The sequence below is a fragment of the Nocardioidaceae bacterium SCSIO 66511 genome (genome assembly GCA_023100825.1).
Taxonomy (GTDB): Bacteria; Actinomycetota; Actinomycetes; order Propionibacteriales; family Nocardioidaceae; genus Solicola.
The window spans coordinates 2536982-2556479 of record CP095846.1; the positions used below are offsets into that span (position 1 = coordinate 2536982).

The window sequence follows — 19498 nt, forward strand, 5'->3', positions numbered from 1 at the left end:
GGAGTCGCTCGATGAGTTCGGTTCGCCCCGTGGCCGCTTCCCTGGCCGCATGCCTGACCTTCGCCGGCCTGACGACTCTGTCAGCGATCACGGCCGGATCAGCGCGCGCGGCAGAGGACCGACCGACGTACGGCGACATGACGCACTTCACCGGCGAGTTCCATGCGCACACCGAGGTGAGCGACGGCGTCGAGATGCCAGACGATGCCTTCGATCACGTCGCGGCGAACAGCGACGCCGACTTCTTCACCGTCTCGGAGCACGATGTGCTCTACGACCGGCGCAACAGCGACGACTTCACCGGCGACTGGCGCGATGCGGTCTCGCAGGAGTGGCGATACCTGCACGAGAGGTCCGACGCGTACAACGAGTCTCAGGACGACGTCGTGACGATCGCGGCCGAGGAGATCACCTGGTACGACGACTCCGGGCACATGAACCTGTTCAACACCGACTGGATGGCGACCGCGCGAGCGGAAGGAGACTCGCTCAGCTTCGGGGCCGCGACCGGCGACCTGAAGTACGACCTGCCGACCTTCTACGCGCGGCTCAAGCAGGACCCCGATGCGATCGCGCAGTTCAACCATCCCGACCCCGACGGCAAGGGTTCGTTCGCCGGGTTCGCACATCTCGACCCCGAGGTCGACGACCGGGTCGAGCTGATCGAGGCGAAGAACGACACACAGCGGAAGAACTACCAGGCCGCGTTGGACGCGGGCTGGCACGTCGCGCCGGTGTGGAACGGCGACGAGCACAGCGCGAACTGGGTCACCGGAGACGACGCGATCACCGGCATCTGGGCGGCGGAGAAGAGCCGTGACGCGGTGTACGACGCGATGCGCAACCGCAGCATGTACTCGACCGAGGACGTCAACACGGTTCTGCGGTTCGGCGCTGATGACCAACTGATGGGGTCCGTCCTTCCGGCCGACACGAGCAGTGTGGACCTCGACGTTGCGCTGACCGACGCCGACGAAGCGGAGTCGTTCACCTCCGTACAGGTGCTCAAGAACGACGGCGTCGTGGCGTACGACGTTCCGGTGGGTTCCAGCAACGAAGTCACCGACACGCACGAGCTACCGGTCGACGACGGCGACTATCTCTACGTACGCGCGACGCAGGCCGACGGCGATGTCATCGTCTCGGCCCCGGTGTGGGTCGGCGAGACCACCCGCGGAGCCGACTACGCACCGACGATCGAGGTCGACTCGGAGGTTCCCTCGACGGTCGAGTACGGAGACCGCATCGAACTGCCCGAGGTCGTCGCCGAGGATGACAGCGGCACGACCCCCGATGTGTCGTACGAGGTCTGGGACGACAACGGCGAGGTTCGGGTCCGCAACGGGTCGTTCACGGTGCGCAGCTACTCCGACCATGTCATCGTCGTCAAGGCGACCGATGCCGCGGGCAATGTGGGTGCAGAGATGATCCGACTCCAGGTGAGCCAGGATGACGCCGACCCCGAAGGGGTGTTCCGCTATCTCGGCGCGACGCCGACTGTTGCCGAGGAGCCAACTGGTGCGGGCATCAGCGTCAGCACGGATGCACCGATCGAGCAGGCGTACGCCCAGGTACGCCGAGCGGGCCGCCGGACCTGGGACGACGCGCCGGTGCTCACCTCCGAGCGCGACTCGACGTACGAGATCAACACGATCGGCAAATCGGGCGACGTCTACCAGGACACGGTCACCGGCCAACCGCTGCGCAGCCACGAGTTCGACCTGTCCGCGTTACAACCGGACAAGCGGTACGAGTACCGCTTCGGTGTCGCCGTGGACGGCTCCGAACCCGAATCCGGCGACGAAGCATGGACCGGTGTCCGAGGCACCTTCGTCGCCGGGGGCAAGAGGTCTCGGCCGATCTACCTGCTCGGCGACGCAGCGGCCGAGTCCCGCCGTCCGGCCGACCTCGACCTGTTCGGCGACACGTTGGAGACCCTGCGCCGAAAGGAGCCACGGGGCGACACGCTGATCCAGACGGGCGACCTCGTCGCGAGCGGCGTCCACCGCGAGTACTGGGAGGACGCATTCGACCGTCCGTACGCAGACCTCGGGCTACAGCTGGCCCCGGTGGTAGGCGACGGCGAGAGCGACTTCGACCGCGAGTACAACATCCTCTCGCCGAAGCGAAACTCGATCTTCTCGAACATGTACGCGTTGCCCGACTCGGGTCCGATCGGCGAGAGCAACTACTCGTTCGACCGGGCAAACGTCCATGTTGCGGTCCTGAACACCGTCTACGATCTCGAGTCTCAGCTGGACTGGTTGGTCGACGATATCCGCGGCTCCGACCAGCCGTGGACGGTCGTCGTCGGCCACCGGTCGTACTTCGGAGGCAAAGGCGCCGACGGGCCGGGGATGGCCAAACAGCGCGAGCGGATCTCGCAGCTGTTCACTCGACTCGGCGTGGACCTCTATGTCGGCGGTCACGACAACGTCTACAAGCGGTCGAGGATCTACGACGGCAGACTGGCGAAGACGCCGCAGGAGAAGGCCGACGGTACGACGTTCGTGACCCTGGGGTCGGCGGGGCCCCGATTCGGTGAGAATCGTGAACAACACTGGGACGATGTCGTCGTCGACGACAACATCCAGCTCGGCACTGCCTTGCGGGCATCCCCGAGCAGGTTGGCGGTCACGACCTACGCTCGCGACGGTGAGCGCGTCGATCGGTCGACTCTTCGTCGCCAGCTCGGCTCGTGGAAGGTCAGCACCGCCGAGCTCAACGGAGACACGCTGAACGGCATCGGTCTGGTGAGCCATCGCGGCAGCCGCCGAACGGTGACCGTAGAGGCCGTGTCGTACGACGCCGGCGACCGTACGGCGAACGATCGGAGACTGGTCGAGGTCAAGCTCGACCACCGCGGCGCCGAGCAATGGGTCGCCTTCGACGAGCCACTGCAGGTCGGCGGCAACGACACCGTTGAGGTGCGGTTCTGGGACAGCCCCCGCAAACGCCGACAGCTCCGCGCGCCGTTGATCGTGCAAGAGGGTCTCGCTGGCGACGGCACGTCAGAGTCGCCGTACCTCGTCGACTCTCCGGACGACATCTCGAAAGTCCGCAACGACCCGACCGCCGCGTACCGGGTCACGGCCGACCTCGACCTCACCGATGTCGAGATGACTCAGATCGGTGCGGATCAACCGTTCACGGGTGACTTCGACGGCAACGGACACGACATCACGGCCATGACGACGGAGGCCGGCGGGCTGTTCCAGGTCAACGACGGCTCGATCCATGATCTCGGAATCGTCGACGCTGACGTGTCGTCCGCCGATGCCCGGACCGGTGTCCTCGCCGACAGCAACACCGGCAGCATCGAGCGGGTCTACACGACGGGCATCGTGACCGGGCAGTCGCGCGTCGGCGGGATCGTCGGGGACAACGCGGGGATCCTGCGCGACGCGTACTCCACCGCCCGCGTGCAGAGTGCGACCACCGAGGCGGGCGGCACGGTTGGCGTCGCGCTCGCCGGATCGACGACCGAACGGGTTTACGCATCCGGATCCGTCGGCGCGTCCACCAAGAACGCCGGCGGGGTGGCCGGATACGGCTACACGAGCACCACGTTGCGCAACTCGCTTGCTGTCAACCCGAAGGTCTCCGCGCCCACCTACTCGCATCGCGTCCTCGGACGCGTACTCGCTGGGGACGAGGCAACGCTCGCCAACAACTGGGCGGGCGAGGGCGTCGTCTCGGAGAATCCGAGTGCACCTGGCGAGCCGTCACATGACAATCTGATGGGCGCCACCGCATCAGCCGCGCAGACCAAGTCGCCCGACTTCTATCGCGACTCTCTCGGCTGGGATCTCGACGACACCTGGCTGTGGAACGAGAAGGGTGAGCGCCCGGTGCTCCGCGCGACGCCCGAGGAGGTCGAACCGCCGACCTCCGACCCGGGCGAGCCGGATCTGCCGCAGGACGCCGACGGCGCCTTCACCGTCTCGTCGGTCGCGGACCTCAAGCAGGTGACCAGGTTCCCCGACGAGCGCTATCGCCTCGCCGCCGACCTCGACCTGAGCCAGCAGGAGGACACGACTATCGCCCGTTCCGGCTTCTCCGGCGACTTCGACGGCGCCGGTCATCGCATCAGCGGCTTCCGCTCATCTCGGGGCGGTCTCTTTCCCCTGGTCACCGAAGGCGGGACCATCCACGACCTGGCGCTCGTGGGTGCTGCCGTCGACACCGCTGCCACCAACGTCGGGCTGCTGGTCGACAGCAGTCGAGGCACGATCGAGCGGGTGTCGACCGCCGGCACGATCTACGGCGGATCGACCGTCGGCGGCGTGGTCGGCTATTCGTACGGAGAGCTGCGCAACAGCCATTCGTCCGCCGACGTGTACGCGGCGGACGGTCGTCAGGCCGGCGGGATCGCAGGCATCACCGGGCGCGGCAGCGTCACCGAGTTCACGTACGCGACCGGACATGTCGAGGTCATCGAGGATGCCAACGCAGGCGGCATCAGCGGGTACGCCTACTCGGGTACGACCGTGCGTCACAACATGGCGTTGAACTCTGCTGTCACCGCAACGGGCTACGCCCACCGTGTCGTCGCCCGCGTCCTGGCCGGCGAGACCGCAACGCTTGTCGACAACGCCGCCTCCGAGCAGGTGGACGCGAACGAGCAGTCCGTTCCGGAAACCGGGCCTGCGACCCTCAACGGGCAGACCCGCACCGCCACCGAGGTGCAGAGTGCCGCGACGTTCCGTGCGATGGGCTGGGACTTCGAGAAGACCTGGAAGTTCGACCGGGAGTCGGGTGTGCCGGTGCTGCGCGCGCTGTCCGGCTGAGCGGTACGCGTCGACCGCTCAGAACGCGGGCCAGGGAATGGACGGACCGCGCATGCTCGGGTACGGCATCGTTGCGCGAGCGAGCAGCCGATCGACTCGTGCGCCGATCTGGTCGTACTCCAGCGGGGTGATGAGCTCGGAAAGACTCGCGCGCAGCTCGTGCTCACACAGTCGCTCGCGCAGTGCCTCGAGCGACGTACGCTCCTGCTCGGTGACGGCGTCGCCGGCCCAGCCCCACAGGACGGTGCGTAGCTTGTGCTCGGCGTGCAGGCTCACACCGTGGTCGCATCCGTACACGTGACCGTCGCCGTCCGGAAGCACATGACCGCCCTTGCGGTCGGCGTTGTTGATGACGATGTCGAAGATGGCCATCCGGCGAAGCCGCTCGGTGTCCTCATGGATCAGCGCGACCGCGCGATCTTCCTGGTCGTACGCGTCGAGCACGTGCAGCCAACCCTGCGGGACCTGCCCCTCGGGCACGACGTCGACGGGCTCTTCGTCGCTGACGTCGATCCACAGCTGCGCCATACCCTCGCCGAACGGACCGTCACGAAGCACTGTCGGCGGTACGACCGCCCAGCCTGCGGCCTCGGAGACGAGGTACGCCGCCACCTCGCGGCCGGCGAGGGTACCGTCCGGAAAGTCCCAGAGCGGACGCTCGCCGCGGACCGGCTTGTAGACGCACGACAGTCGTACGCGGTCGTGCTCGATATCGGCGAGGAACGTCGCATTGGACGCATTGACGAGGCGGCCGGTCACCTCCATCTCGCCGTGCCGGAGCACCTCGAGCAGCGCATCCTGCGCAGGATGATCAGTCACCGAGCACACGTTTGAAGCCGTTTGCCCGCGGGCAGATGTGCCCGTTCGCGTCGATCGGACCACCGCAGAACGGACACTGGTCGCGGCCGGCCGATACGACCGACTCGGCACGGCGGGCGAAGCTCAGCGCTGCCGCGGGGGCGAGCCCGACGACGAGGCAGTCGGTCGCCTCGTCGTCCTCGCTCTCGGTCAGCGCGAACGCCTCGATGGTCACGGTGCCGTTGTCGTCGTCCCAGGCGAGGGTCATCGTTCCGACTCGGAACTCCTCCTCGATCGGCTGGTCGAGCGGTGACCGGTCGGTCTCGGCCTCCTCGGGTACGTCGACATCTCGTTCCTCCTCGACCTGTGCGAGCAGCTCCTCGACGCGCTCGGCGAGCACCGAGACCTGTTCCTTCTCGAGGGTCACCGACGTCAGCCGGTTGCCCTCACGCGCCTGCAGAAAGAACGTCCGCTCCCCCGGCGACCCGACCGTACCGGCGACGAATCGGTCCGGGGCGTCAAAGCGATGGATCAGCATGACCCCGAGCCTAGTCGGACCCGGTCAGGCACACCCGTGAACCCATGACGAGCGCCATCACACGATCAAGGTGTCGTACAGCAGGAAGGCGTTGAGGCCGATGATCAGGGCGGCGATGACGCTCGCGAGCGCCGTCGTCGGCGTTCTGTTGGCGAGGGCACCCATCACTACGCGCCGGCGGGTGAGCATGATCAGGGGTACGAGCGCGAACGGGATGCCGAACGACAGCACGACCTGTGAGACGACCAGCGCGTCCGTGGTGTTGACCCCGATCGCCAGTACGACGAGTGCCGGCGCCATCGTGACGCCCCGACGGACGAACAGCGAGATGCGTCGCCCGATGAACCCCTGCATCACCACCTGCCCGGCGTAGGTACCGACACTCGAGCTCGACAGGCCGGATGCCAGCAACGCAACGGCGAACGCGAGTGCGGCTCCGCCGCCGATCAGATTGCCGATACCCGCGTGGGCATCCTCGATCGTGTCGATCGTGCTGCGCCCGCTCTCGTGGAACAGACCGGCCGCCACGATCAGCATGGTCAGGTTGACGAGGCCGGCAACGCCCATCGCAATGACGACGTCGACTCGTACGTAGCGCAGCAGCGCTCGCCGCTCGCCGTCGTCGGCCGGCCGGATGCGTTCCTGCATCAACGCCGAATGCAGATACACCACATGCGGCATCACCGTCGCGCCGAGGATGCCGACCGCCAGCAGGACGCTGCCCGTCCCGTCGAAGCGCGGTACGAGACCGGCGGCTGTGCCAGGCAGGTCGATGCCCACCTGCGCAAGGTCGTAGGCGAACCCGAGCAGGACGATGCCGAGGAATCCGGCGATCGCGAGCTCGAACTTGCGATAGCCGCGGTGCTGCAGAGCCAGGATCGCGAATGCGACGACGGCGGTGATCAGTCCGGCGGCAAACGGCTCGATGCCGAACAGCAGGTTCAGTGCGATCGCAGCGCCGACGAACTCTGCGAGGTCGGTCGCGATCGCCACGATCTCGGCCTGTACCCACAGGCCCCAGGTCACCGGACGCGGGAAGCGCTCTCGGCACAGCTCAGGGAGGTTCCGGCCCGTGGCGATACCGATCTTCGCCGACAGGTACTGAACGAGCATCGCCATCAGGTTCGCCGCGACGATCACCCACACCAGGAGCAGACCGTGCGCCGCGCCACCGGCGATGTTCGTCGCGAAGTTGCCCGGGTCGATGTAGGCCACGGCCGCGACGAACGCCGGGCCGAGCAGTGCGATCCGTCCGCGTACGGGACCGCGACCGCGTACGCGCGCGAGCTCAGACCCGGAGGCGGCAAGCACCTGCGGGTTGCTGGAGAGGCCGTCGTCGCTCATCGCACGGCTGCCGGGTGCGTCCTATGCCCCGCCGCCGACGGTGGCGTCGCCCTTCGTACGTCCACGTGGCTTTGCGCGGACGAGTCCGGTGAGGTCGGATCCGGTGTCGTTGACGTGCAGCACGAACGGACGCTGCTCGGCGTACTCGACGACGGAGACCGACGCGGGCGACACGACCAGGCGCTGGAACTGGTCGAGGTGCATACCGGAGGCGTCGGCGAGGATCGACTTGATCACGTCGCCGTGGCTGACCACGGCGAAGCAGGCGTTCGGTCCGTGGGACTCGGCGATCCGCGCGTCCCAGGTACGCGCCGCCGCGACCGCCCGCGACTGCATCGCAACCATCGACTCGCCTCCGGGGAACACGACCGCACTCGGATGGCTCTGCACGGTCTTCCACAGCTTCAGCTTGGCGAGCTCCTTGATCGGCCGACCCGTCCACTCCCCGTAGTCACACTCGGTCAGTTGTCGATCGCGGCGAAGCGTCGTATCGGACTGGCGGCGCACGATCGCCCGGGCCGTCTCCTGCGTACGCTCCATCGGGCTGGTGACGACCGCCGCGAGCGGTAGCTTTGCGAGGCGCTCGGCGACCGCCACTGCTTGGTCGCGCCCGACATCATCGAGGTGGACGCCCTTGCCCCTGCCCGCGAGCACGCCGTCTGCGTTCGCCTGCGTACGCCCATGACGGACGAGGATCATGATCGGCACCCCGCCAGCGTACGGGTACCGGCGCGGAGCGCGTCCGGACGGCACAATGTCGCCATGATCATCGACTGCGCGGTTTACCGGAAAGGCCGTCGGGTCGCCGAGGCTGCGACTCCGGACGACCTGGACTCGATGGTCGCTTCGATGTCGGAGCCCGAGGACTTCATCTGGGTCGGAATGCACGAGCCGACGCAGGACGAGTTCAACTCGATCGGTAATGCACTCGATCTCCATCCGCTCGCGATCGAGGACGCGATTCACGCTCACCAGCGGCCCAAGATCGAGCCGTATGCGGGCCATCTGTTCATCGTGTTGAAGACACTCTGGTACACCGAGGAGAGCGACGACGTCGACACCGGCGAGGTCAATGCTTTCCTCGGACCGAACTATCTGGTCACCGTGCGACACGGCAAGGGCCAGGCGCTGTCGACCGTGCGGCAACAGGCCGAGGTCCACCAGGAGCTGCTCGGCCACGGCCCCGCAGCGGCGTTCTACGCCATCGTCGACTCCGTTGTCGACCAGTACGAGCGCGTCGCCGCCGACCTGGAGGTCGACGTCGACGAGGTCGAGACGGCGGTCTTCTCCACGACGCGCGCGGCGAACTCCGATCGCATCTACCGGCTGAAACGGGAGATCATCGAGTTCCGCCGCGCGGTCATGCCGTTGCGCGAACCACTGTTGAAGTTCACCGATGGGCGGTTCCGCGAGGTACGCCCGGTCGCCATGCCGTTCTTCCGCGACGTCGTCGACCACCTCGTACGCGTTTCCGAGACGATCGACTCCATCGACAAGCTGCTCGACAACGCCCTCGATGCGCATATGGCGCGCCTGAGCATCCAGCAGAACGACGACATGCGCAAGCTCGCAGCGTACGCAGCGATGTTCGCCGCTCCGACCCTGATCGCCGGCGTCTACGGGATGAACTTCACGAACATGCCGGAGCTCGACTGGCACTACGGGTATGGGTTGTGCGTGCTGCTGATGGTGGTCGTCGTACTCATCCTCTGGCGCGCCTTCAAGCGCTCGGGCTGGCTCTGACCGTCGCGGCCGCAGCGTCCTAGGCGAGCCCCGCGTGCTCGACGGCTTCCACGACCGTACGTAGCGTCGACGCCCGCTCCTGATGGGTTGCGCCGAACGTCGAGACGTTGAGGGTACGTACGCCCGCCTCGGCGTACGCATGCAGACGCTCGGCGATCCGCTCCCGCGGGCCGATCAGTGCGGTCTGGTCGATCAGGTCGAACGGCACGGCCGCGGCCGCCTCCCGATGCTGCTTGTCCAGGTAGAGGTCCTGGATGCGCTGCGCCGCGTCGTCGAAGCCCATCCGGCGGGCGAGCGAGTTGTAGAAGTTCTGCTTGCGGCTGCCCATCCCGCCGACGTACAACGCGGTGTACGCACGCAGCGGGGCGGCGCAGGCCTCGAGGTCGTCACCGACGACGACGGGCACCGTCGGCGACACGTCGAAGTCGCCCAGCTCGCGTCCGGAGCGTTCGAGTCCGACGCGGAGCGGGTCCAGCGAAACGTCGGCGTGTTCGGGTGCGAAGAAGATCGCCAGCCAGCCGTCGGCGACCTCGCCGGTCAGCTCGAGGTTCTTCGGCCCGACCGAGGCCAGGTAGAGCGGCACATCCGGGCGACGCGGGTGGATCATGATCTTCAGCGCCTTACCCGCGCCGTCCGGCAGCGGCAGCGTGTAGTGATCGCCGTCGTACGAGACGGTTTCGCGACGCAGGGCAGTTCGTACGATGTCGACGTACTCGCGGGTGCGTCCGAGCGGCTGTGCGAACCGCACGCCGTGCCAGCCCTCAGAGACCTGCGGGCCCGACACGCCGAGCCCGAGGCGGAACCGGCCGTCGGAGAGGTTGTCGAGCGTCGCGGCCGTCATCGCCGTCATCGCCGGCGTGCGGGCGGGGATCTGCATGATCGCGGTGCCAATGTGCATCCGGCTGGTGCGCGCGCCGATCCAACTGACCATCGTCACTGCATCCGACCCGTACGCCTCGGCCGCCCACGCAACGTCGTACCCGAGTTGCTCGGCCTCGACTGCCGTCTCCACCCGCTCGGCCGTATCGGGGCCGGCGACATAACCGACGTTCACACCCAGTCGCATCGTGCCTCCTCGCAAGTTGCGGCGAGCCTATCGACCCGTAACCGCCGGTCCTCGACTAGCCTGACCGTTCATGCGGCAGCGATACGTCGGGCGGAGTGGCCTTCGGGTGTCCCGGATCGGGCTCGGCACCCTCACGTGGGGTCGTGACACCGATGAGCACGAGGCGCGGGAGCAGCTCACGTCGTTCCTCGACGCGGGCGGAAATCTCGTCGACACGGCGGTCTCGTACGGCGACGGCGCCAGCGAGGAGCTCATCGGCTCGCTGCTCGCCACGACCGTCAACCGTGACGAGGTCGTGCTGTCGTCGAAGGCGGGCGTCGCTCCGGGCACCGGCGAGCGCGACACTTCACGGCGAACGCTGCTGCGCCAGCTCGATACGACCCTGGCGCGACTCGGCGTCGACCACCTCGACCTCTGGCAGGTGCAGACCTGGGTGCCCGAGATCCCGCTCGAGGAGACGCTGTCGGCACTCGACTACGCCGTACGTACCGGCCGAACCGCGTACGTCGGGGTGTCGAACTACACGGGCTGGCAGTGCGCTCTCGCGCACACGACCCAGAGCCAACACGTCGGCGGGCCGGCGCTCGTCTCGACCCAGGTGGAGTACTCACTGCTCAACCGCGACGTCGAGCTCGAGGTCGTACCCGCGGCGGAGGCACTCGGCATGGGTGTCATCGCGTGGTCGCCACTCGGGCGCGGCGTCCTGACCGGCAAGTACCGCACGGGGACGCCCGCCGACTCGCGCGGCGCGTCACCGCAGTTCGAACGCTTCGTCGGCGTCTACCTGGGTCCGAGCTCACGGCGCATCGTGGAGGCGGTCGCCCGCGCGGCCGACGGGCTGCAGCTGTCGCCGACCGAGGTGGCGCTCGCCTGGGTCCGTGACCGGCCGGGAGTCAGCTCCGCAGTCGTGGGCGCGCGTACGGCCGCCCAGCTGAAGGGCACGCTGCTCGCCGAGGACGTCGAGCTGCCCGACGAGATCGCAGCGGCGCTGGACGACGTGTCGGAGCATGGCGAGGAGTGATCCGATGGAGTACGAGTTCAAGCGCTTCTGGGTCTCGCGAGAGCACTCGCGCTCATCCGTACGCCGCCTGCTGACCGAGGCCGCCGAGTACGGCGGCTGGGAACTCGCCCGGCTGCGGATGTTTCCCGACGGCCGCCGCCGGATCACGATCCGCCGCAAGATCATCCGCGTAGCGCGTACCTTCTGATTCTGTATCTATCACGCACAGGTACAAACCTATTGGACCTATGCGTGATAGATACAAAACAACGCCCGCCGATCAGGCGAGGTCGACCAGCCGGTCGAACACGCGAGCACCGAACTCGAGCGCATCGGTCGGTACGCGTTCGTCGACGCCGTGGAACAACGCAGTGAAGTCGAGGTCGCTCGGCAGGCGTAGCGGCGTGAACCCGTACGAACGGATGCCGAGCCGGTCCCATGCCTTCGCATCGGTGCCGCCCGACATCAGGAACGGCGCGACATGCGCATCGGGGTCTTCGGCGGTGAGCGCAACGGTCATCGAGTCGACGAGGTCACCGACGAACTCGTACTCCAGCGCGGGCTGGAACACATCGGATTCGGCGCGTACGCGATCGCCGACGACCGCCTGGATATCGCTCATGAACGTATCGCCCTGCCCGGGCAGGTAGCGCCCGTCGACTCGTGCCTCGGCGTGGCTGGGCACGACATTCACCTTGTAGCCGGCTTCGAGCATCGTCGGATTGGTGATGTTGCGCATGCCTGCACCGATCATGCGTACGGCAGGGCCGAACTGGCCCATCAGCGCGTCGGTGTCGTCGCGGTCGATGCCGGTCAGGTCGCTGACCTTGTCGAGGAGCAGCCGCATCGACGGACCGGGCTGCGCCGGCCACTCGTGGGCGCCGAGCGCCGCGACCGCCTCCGCCACGGCCGTCACCGCGTTGTCGGGCTGACGCATCGAGCCGTGGCCGGCCGTGCCGTCGGCGCGCAGCCGCATCCAGGAGATGCCCTTCTCCCCCGACTCGATCACGTACAGCCGTTTGCCGCCGACCTCGGTCGAGAATCCGCCGACCTCGCCGATCGCCTCGGTGCAGTCGGCGATGAGATCGCGATGCTCGTCGACGAGCCAATGCGCGCCGTACAGGCTGCCGGCCTCTTCGTCCGCGGTGAAGGCGAGCACGATCGGGCGCTTCGGCTGTACGCCCGCACGTTGCCGCGCGCGTACGACCGAAAGGACCATCGCGTCGAAGTCCTTCATGTCGACGGCACCCCGGCCGTACACGTAACCGTCGACGACTTCGGCGGCGAACGGATCGTGTGTCCAGTCGCGCGCCTCGGCGGGTACGACGTCGAGGTGTCCGTGGATGAGCAGCGGCGGCTCGCTGCCCGAGTGGTCGCCCCAGCGCGCGACGAGACTCGCCCGGCCGGGCGCAGACTCGTGGATCACCGACTCGATGCCGACCTCGTCCAGCTGCTGCGCGACGTACTCCGCCGCCTTCCGCTCACCCGGACCCGAGTTGTCACCGAAGTTCTGGGTGTCGATGCGAATCAGCTCGCGGCAGATGTCGACGACCTCTGCCGCCGGGTCGTACGTCGAATCCTCAACCATGATTGCCGCCTCCCACGTCGCCGTACCTCGTCGCCTCCATCCTGCCCGCTCGATGCGCGGATGCCCAGCCGGGTTTGCTACAGTTTGGGATCGCAGCAACGGCCTCGGTCGGGCTGACCCGTGTCCGGGTGGCGGAATAGGCAGACGCGCTAGCTTGAGGTGCTAGTCCTCGTATAGAGGGTGGGGGTTCAAGTCCCCCCTCGGACACCAGATTTGGGCGTCTTGTCGGAAGTTTCCGGCAAGACGCCCTTTTGGTTGCAGCCGAGGACCGCTTCCCCGCGCGGTTCGGCATACGAGCACGTCGAAATGGGTAGGCTGCGGCGAAGAGTCACGAAAGGGCATGAGCGAGATCGCCGTGAGCCGTTGGCGGGCAGGCATGCGACTGGCGGTCGCAGCCGTCCTCGATGTCCTGCAGCAGGTCTGGTTCTTCTTCGTACGCGGTCTTCGCGCGGCAGGAGCATGCTGGTGCGCCGGCCACGTACCGCTCGACTCCGAGGACGACCGAGCCTGGTCGGGTCACGCCTGGTCGAGGACGCGCGACGCACTCGTGTGCTGGCGAGCGGCCGACGGGCTCGCGAAGATCGACCGGTTCCTCGACGCCCGGTCGAAACCGTAACCAGGTCACTCGTACGAGGGATCAACATTCATCCATGCGGGCGAGTCGCGCCGACGCATTCTCGCCGCGCGCCGCTCCCGCGAGCGCGTACGAGATGAACAAACCCTTACCAGGTTGTAAGACGAGGCTCACCGCGACCTCATACCGGTTTCACGGACGCTCGCGATCGTTCCGGTATGAGGCTTCGATTCAGACTGACTGTCGCCGGCTTGCTACTCGCTCTCATCCCGACCGCAAACACCATGACAACGGCATCATCGAAGGAACTCGAGACTCCAACGGACGCCCGGACCAGCCGGACGCTCATGATTGCAGACGCGAACGTTCGTGAAGGCGCACGTTCTCGGCCACTCGCCGATCTGAAGGCGGCTGGGGACCGCGCGACGTTCGTCCGACGCTTGATGAAGCGAACGTCGCACGTCCCTGGCGTCGTACTCCTGCAGGAGACGTACGGAAGTGCGCGGGCGTACGTACGCGCGCTCAACCGTCATCCGCGAGCGAAGCGCGCTGGCGCGAAATACCGGCTCGCCGTACGACCGAGCCTGCGCTCCGGTCAGCGACGGTGCGGCGACTCCAAACGGCCACGCCACCAACGGGTCCAGACGTCGACGATCATCGTCAACCGGGCGAAGATAGGCCGGGTGCTACGCACCGGGACCATCGCCGGGTGGGGCCGCTGGGAGGACCCCAAGGATCGGTCCAAGATCGTCAGCCACTGTGCGTACCAACCGTGGGCTCTCCTGCGGTTACGCGGTGGCGGGCTCGTCCGCATCGTGGGTGCGCACCTCGCGCCGGTGAATATGACCCTCAAGACTCGTGCATTGCATCGGTTGTCCGACCGGCTGCAGCAGTTGCAGAAGAAGACTCCCGGCGCGCAACTGGTGCTCGCGGGCGATCTGAACATGACGCGCCAGCCGCGAAGCGTCGGTCGGCATGAGCAGGCCGACGGAAAGGTCCGAGCGGCACACCGCCTGCTCGAGCGACGCGGCCTGCGAGACGCTAACCGCCTGGCACACCCGACCGGACGCAACGGTGTCATCGGGTACGCCCGCCGAGTCGACTTCATCTACACGACCACCGAGGTAGCCGACGCATCGTTCGATCGCTGCTATCGCGGCTATCGCGGCGGCAAGACCTGTCCGCCGTCGGCAAGCGTGTTCGGCAAACACCGAAACTTTGCTCCCTGCCAGTGGCGGGCCGACTCCGGCAAGCCGCGTGCCGGTTGCCCGAAGAGCAAGGCGCGCCGCTACTACTCGGACCATCCGACGGTCACGGCGAGGCTGCGCTGGTGACGGCGCAACCCATGCAGGTGCGGGCTACGGGTCTCGCCTCGAGTCGGCCTTCCTCGATCGGCCCGCCGCACAGTTCGCAGATCTCGTACGTACCTGCGTCGAGCCTCGCCAACGCGACGTCGATCGCGCCGAGGTGACGCTCGGTCTGTTGGACGAGCGCGGTCACCTGTGACCGCTCGAAGGCGATCGTCGCTCCCTCGGGGTCGTGCTCGTCGTCGACGTTGGCGTCGCGCGCACTCGCGACCACATTCGCGAAGTCGCTCTCCAACCGGCGCAAACGCGTCATCGCCTGCTGGCGCTCGGCGTCGAGTCGACTACGTGCTCGGTCCATGTCTCGAGCCTGCCATGAGGACGGTCAGCTCTGCACCGGACGCGAACGCCTGACCGCTCTGCTCCGACAGTGCCACGAAGCGTACGAATCGTCCGGTGGCTCCGGTGAAGTCCACGCGTTTCACCTCGCGGCCGTCGGTGAACGCACCAGTGGCGACGGGTTCGCCCCAGGAGCCGGGTTCGCCGACGTAGACCTCGTAGTCCTTGACCGTGCCGTTGCCGGTGCCGGTCTGGCGCGGCAGGTAGGTCATGGCATGGACGGCGCGCTGCGCGCCGAGGTCGAGTACGACCTCGTGCGGAGGCTGCGCCACCTGGTCGGACCAACGGCTGTGCCAATGTGTCTGCGAATCGCCGTCGACCAGGTTGGCGGCGGCGCCGTCCTCCCCCTGCGTCTCCTCGCTGGACACCGAGTGGATCGCCAGGTCCGCAACCGTCGCCTCGTTGTAGCGCACCGACGTCGACGCACGCTCGACCGGAACGCCGTCGAGTGAGACAACGGCACGGAGTTTCGTACGGCCCGCGCTCGCTTTCGGCGAGGCCGTTGCCTCGAAGGTGACGGAGCGTGCGGCATGTGGCTCCAGGTCCACCGTGCGGTCGGATGGTTCAACCGTCCACCCGGCCGGCGTATCGACTCTCACCTCGGCCGACTTCGCGACATCGCGACGGTTGACGACCTTCGCGGTGAGAGTTGTCGTGCCCTGCGCATCGACTTCCTCGGGTTCAGCCGAAACGCTCGTGACACCGACGGCCGCCTGAACTTCGACCGGTACGGAGGTCTGAAGGCGTACCGGACTGCCATTGCGGCGAAGCGACGTCTCGGCAGAGAGTTCTGCAGACCCGCTCGACGCCTTCTCCGGGACCGTCACGGCGAAGCGTCTACTCAGCCGCTCTCCGGGTTTCAGCGTCTCCGGGTCACCGTTGTCGCGGCTTTCGACCTTCCATCCCTTCGGCGCGCGCAGATCGACTTCGACACCGGTGTGCGGACGCGAACCGTCATTGCGCACGGTCACCACAACCTCGGTCTGCTCCCCCGCTACCGCTGTCGACGGGTCGGCAACCGCGTCCACCTCGACGTCTGCGTACTCCTCGATCTCGGACACAACCACCTGCCGTGCGGACAGCACGTCGTCGTAGAGCTGTGGCGAAGGAGCGGAGTTGGCATCGATCAGCTCGAGCGCCTGTCGGTACGCCGGGTTGTTCGCGCCGGCTCGCCGCTCGAGTTGGCTGAGTAGCTCGTGGTCGATCACGCCGTCGCGGAACGTCTCCCAACGGATGCTGGAGGTCGGCCCGTCTTCACCTGGGTAGACGATGTATTCATCGCCTTGTGCGTAACGGTATGCGGGATCGGTGAACGGGTCGTCGGACGGCCAGCTGTTGTACGACCAACGCAGGTAGCCGTCGAGTCCGTACTGATGTGGTACCCACGACAGCAGCCGTGCGCTGACCGGCGGCGACGCGGTGATCGTGTTCGGGATCGCCGGTCCACCGACGTTGTAGAACGTCGTGCGATAACCGGCCTCGCGGCGCCGCTGCAACACGTCGCCGTCCAGTTGCGACAGCATTCCGTGTATGTAGCTGATATCGGGGATGTCGTGGTCGACATCGGGCGAGTACACCGCTATGTGGATCTTGTCCTCGAACGCCGGAGCGGACTCGGCCAGGAAGTCTCGTACCACCTGCATCGTCGCCGACGGTCGCTCGTCGAACGCGAGCATCGTGTCGTCGAACCACCCGCGCTCACGCAGATGCGACTCGAAGTCGTCGAGGAAGGCGGTCCACGCCTCACGCCAGCGCGCACCACCGAGCTCAACGACCTCGCGTACGGACTCTCCGGTGCGGGTGTCGCGGTACAACAACCGTTCGCGGCCACCGAACATGAGCAGGGCGTAGACCCGAATATCGGGTCCGATGCCCGCAGCCTTGTTCGCACGCACATATCGGTCGAAGGCTCGGTAGTCGAAGCTCCACTTGTCACCGTCGTACGACCAGTCCACCAAGGTGTGGAACGGGTAGTAGGTCTGGGCACTCCACGACCCGTCCGGCCACTTCAGCTCCCACGGGTCTTCGATGATCGACGCGTTGATGACCTTCTGACCGCGGCTCGCCAGATCCTTCAGGTACGGCCTCATCAGCCGCCAATGGGCCGGCGAACGTACCGGCACATCGTGCTCGTACGCGACGGAGTCGGGCTGGAACCACATGTTCAGGTAGAAGTCGTAATCGGCCGGGTCGCTCACCGTGACGTCGGCGACGTCGACGACGAGCTCGTGTACGAGCGGGTCCAGCCCATCTGCACTGACCCGCAGCTTCGCCCCGTACTTTGCGGCGCGTACGGACTTCGGCAGGTCGACGGTCAACCAGATCGGTTGGTTGTGGCCGGCCTTGACGTCGACCGGGCCTGTCTGCAGCGGATCGGCGGTCACCTCGTCGGTTCCGTCCACGGGCACGTAGCCGGGAAACCGCACGGTGACCGCATCCGACGGCAACGGCCTGACACCGCCTGGTAGTCCACGCTCGACGACCTCGACCGAGAGGTTCGTCAGATCGCGCTTCGCGGTGACCGCCAATTGTGCGGACTGCGGCGCATTTTGTACCACCGGCATCGACAGCCGATCGGGCGCAGCGGCGTGCGTAGCGTCGGACTCCTGTGGCACGCGTTCGAATGACGACGAAGCGAAGTCACCTGTCGGCACCCAGGCAACGAGTGGGGGTGCCGCGGCCTCGGCCGGCGTCGAGACTGCCGAACCTGCAGCGACCGTCGCCAGGAGGGTCACGAACGCGACGGGTACGACGAACAGCGATCGAAGCATGGGGCATCCCTTCTGAGGACTCCACCCACCGAGTGCGTGCCCTTCTTTGGTCGCGAAGCGATCGTGATCCGCTGCGCAATTTTGCGCAGATTATGTGGATACCAATCACATGTCAACAGCCGTCCGATGATGCTCTAGGCTGCTGATCTCGACCAGATGGGGGTTGCCTTGAGCCGGATCGACGTTGTGCGCAAGCGATTGGACGACGACTTGCCTCGCCTCGCAGCGGCACAGGACGTGCCCGGAGTGTCCGTGGCGGTGCTCGTCGACGGTGAGGTCGTCGAGGGCACTGCTGGTGTGGTGAACCTGCGGACCAAAGTCCCGGTGACGCCCGACTCCGTGTTCATGATCCAGTCGATCACCAAGGTGTGGACGGCGACACTGGTGATGCAGCTCGTCGATGACGGTCAATGCGAGTTGGACACGCCGGTTCGGGCGTACCTGCCGGAGTTTCGGACCGCGGACAAGCAAGCGAGCGCCGAGATCACGGTACGCCAGTTGCTGACGCATACGGGCGGCTTCGAGGGCGATATCTGGGCCGCCACCACCGACGGTGACGATGCATTGCAGCGGTTCGTCAAGGACCTGGTCGCGAAGGCCCAGCAGCACACCCCGCCCGGATCGCTGTTCTCGTACTGCAGCTCCGGGTACGGAGTTCTGGGCAGGCTCGTAGAGGTGCAGCGCGAGCTCTCGTACACGGATGCGGTCCGGAGGTACCTGTCCGAGCCGCTGGGCATCGAGGAGATCGCGTTCGGCGCCAACGATGCGCTGGGCTTTCGTACGGCCATCGGGCACGGCGCGCCCCGGGCCGATGCGCCGCAACGGCCGCTGAACGTATGGGCGGTGATGCCGCCGTCCAATCCGGCCGCCGGCAACCAGCTGGCGATGTCGGCCCGAGCATTGGTCACGTTCGCCGGCATGCACCTGGCCGACGGGACAACACCCGACGGCAATCGGCTGCTGTCCACCCACAGCGCTCGTGCAATGCGGGAACGGCACGCCGCACAGCCAGCCGCACTGGGCGGTTCGAACGGTCAGGGTCTCGGGTGGTTCTTGTCCGACGGAACGGGCGCCGTCGAACACAGCGGAGACATGATCGGCGTAGCGGCGATGCTCCGGCTGGTGCCGGAGAAGGGTGTTGCGGTCGCGGTGCTGACGAACGGAGGTACGCCGGGCCCGCTGATACGCGAGACGATCAGCCCGCTGCTGCACGACCTGGCGGGCGTCGAACCGCGTCCGGTATCGCCACCGCCAGCGGCCTCGGCCCGGACCTCCGACCCCGACCGTTACGTCGGCCGGTACGAGACCCGCCCGGAGCTCAACGAGGTGACCGCCGACGACGACGGCCGGCTCTGGCTCACCGTGAGCGATCGCCGCGAGGCTCTCGCGATGGCAGCGAGAGCAGGGACATCGGACGAGCCGACGCGGGTCGAGCTCCGGCCGATCGGCGGCGACGTCTTCGTACGCACCGATGCGACCGGCGCACGAATGGGTCAGGTGGAGTTCCTCGGAACCGACGACTCCGGACGCGCGCGGTTCCTCCACACCGGTCGCGCTCAGCCGCGCGTTGGCTGATTAGCGCG

15 protein-coding genes and 1 tRNA gene are annotated in these 19498 nt (G+C 67.0%); 8 read left to right on the top strand and 8 right to left on the bottom strand.

Annotated features, from left to right (window positions below; translation table 11 throughout):
* The first annotated feature begins 11 nt into the window (after positions 1-11).
* A complete protein-coding gene (locus MU582_11885) occupies positions 12-4790 on the top strand; it encodes a metallophosphoesterase (protein UPK73149.1) in 4779 nt (1592 codons plus the stop codon).
* 18 nt (positions 4791-4808) lie between these two features.
* Here MU582_11885 and MU582_11890 read toward each other — a convergent pair whose 3' ends face one another.
* Genes MU582_11890 through MU582_11905 form a run of 4 tightly spaced genes read right to left on the bottom strand, consistent with a single transcriptional unit; the run spans position 4809 to position 8169 of the window.
* Positions 4809-5609, bottom strand: a complete 801-nt coding sequence (locus MU582_11890) for an SCO1664 family protein (protein ID UPK73150.1) — start codon at positions 5607-5609, stop codon at positions 4809-4811.
* The gene (locus MU582_11895) at positions 5602-6126 is read right to left on the bottom strand and encodes a DUF3090 family protein (protein ID UPK73151.1); all 525 of its coding nucleotides are present in this window, start codon (positions 6124-6126) and stop codon (positions 5602-5604) included. The genes MU582_11890 and MU582_11895 overlap by 8 nt, the downstream gene beginning before the upstream one ends.
* 57 nt (positions 6127-6183) lie before the next feature.
* Positions 6184-7470: an Nramp family divalent metal transporter gene (locus MU582_11900; GenBank protein UPK73152.1), complete on the bottom strand. Its 1287-nt coding sequence runs from the start codon at positions 7468-7470 to the stop codon at positions 6184-6186.
* Positions 7471-7491: 21 nt separating this feature from the next.
* A complete protein-coding gene (locus tag MU582_11905; protein UPK77159.1) occupies positions 7492-8169 on the bottom strand; it encodes an MSMEG_4193 family putative phosphomutase in 678 nt (225 codons plus the stop codon).
* 63 nt (positions 8170-8232) lie between these two features.
* On the opposite strand from MU582_11905, the gene corA reads away from it, so the two are divergent.
* Positions 8233-9213: a magnesium/cobalt transporter CorA gene (corA, locus tag MU582_11910; protein ID UPK73153.1), complete on the top strand. Its 981-nt coding sequence runs from the start codon at positions 8233-8235 to the stop codon at positions 9211-9213.
* 19 nt (positions 9214-9232) lie between these two features.
* Here the strand turns inward: corA and MU582_11915 are convergent, their stop codons facing one another.
* Positions 9233-10279 carry an LLM class F420-dependent oxidoreductase gene (locus MU582_11915; GenBank protein UPK73154.1) on the bottom strand — a complete coding sequence of 349 codons (1047 nt, stop codon included), beginning with the start codon at positions 10277-10279 and terminating at the stop codon, positions 9233-9235.
* 70 nt (positions 10280-10349) lie between these two features.
* Here MU582_11915 and MU582_11920 point away from each other — a divergent pair, with 70 nt between their 5' ends.
* Both MU582_11920 and MU582_11925 read left to right on the top strand, forming a co-directional pair.
* Positions 10350-11300 (top strand): aldo/keto reductase, encoded by a 951-nt coding sequence (locus MU582_11920; GenBank protein ID UPK73155.1) that lies wholly within the window; start codon positions 10350-10352, stop codon positions 11298-11300.
* Positions 11301-11304: 4 nt separating this feature from the next.
* Entirely contained in the window at positions 11305-11487 is a 183-nt protein-coding gene (locus MU582_11925; GenBank protein ID UPK73156.1) for a DUF5703 family protein, read from the top strand.
* Positions 11488-11559: 72 nt separating this feature from the next.
* On the opposite strand, the gene MU582_11930 is transcribed toward MU582_11925, so the two are convergent.
* The gene (locus tag MU582_11930; protein UPK73157.1) at positions 11560-12867 is read right to left on the bottom strand and encodes a M20/M25/M40 family metallo-hydrolase; all 1308 of its coding nucleotides are present in this window, start codon (positions 12865-12867) and stop codon (positions 11560-11562) included.
* 122 nt (positions 12868-12989) lie between these two features.
* Here MU582_11930 and MU582_11935 point away from each other — a divergent pair.
* The 3 genes from MU582_11935 (at position 12990) to MU582_11945 (ending at position 14775) form a co-directional block, all read left to right on the top strand.
* Positions 12990-13077 (top strand) — tRNA-Leu (locus MU582_11935).
* Positions 13078-13207: 130 nt separating this feature from the next.
* On the top strand, positions 13208-13483 hold the full coding sequence (locus MU582_11940) for a hypothetical protein (GenBank protein ID UPK73158.1): 276 nt from the start codon (positions 13208-13210) through the stop codon (positions 13481-13483).
* Positions 13484-13884: 401 nt separating this feature from the next.
* Entirely contained in the window at positions 13885-14775 is an 891-nt protein-coding gene (locus MU582_11945) for a hypothetical protein (GenBank protein UPK73159.1), read from the top strand.
* Here the strand turns inward: MU582_11945 and MU582_11950 are convergent.
* Positions 14753-15106 carry a TraR/DksA C4-type zinc finger protein gene (locus tag MU582_11950; GenBank protein UPK73160.1) on the bottom strand — a complete coding sequence of 118 codons (354 nt, stop codon included), beginning with the start codon at positions 15104-15106 and terminating at the stop codon, positions 14753-14755. The genes MU582_11945 and MU582_11950 overlap by 23 nt on opposite strands.
* On the bottom strand, positions 15090-17915 hold the full coding sequence (locus MU582_11955; GenBank protein ID UPK73161.1) for a DUF4091 domain-containing protein: 2826 nt from the start codon (positions 17913-17915) through the stop codon (positions 15090-15092). Before MU582_11955 ends, MU582_11950 begins: the two co-directional genes overlap by 17 nt.
* A gap of 168 nt (positions 17916-18083) precedes the next feature.
* Here MU582_11955 and MU582_11960 point away from each other — a divergent pair, with 168 nt between their 5' ends.
* Positions 18084-19490: a beta-lactamase family protein gene (locus MU582_11960; GenBank protein UPK73162.1), complete on the top strand. Its 1407-nt coding sequence runs from the start codon at positions 18084-18086 to the stop codon at positions 19488-19490.
* Positions 19491-19498 lie beyond the last annotated feature (8 nt).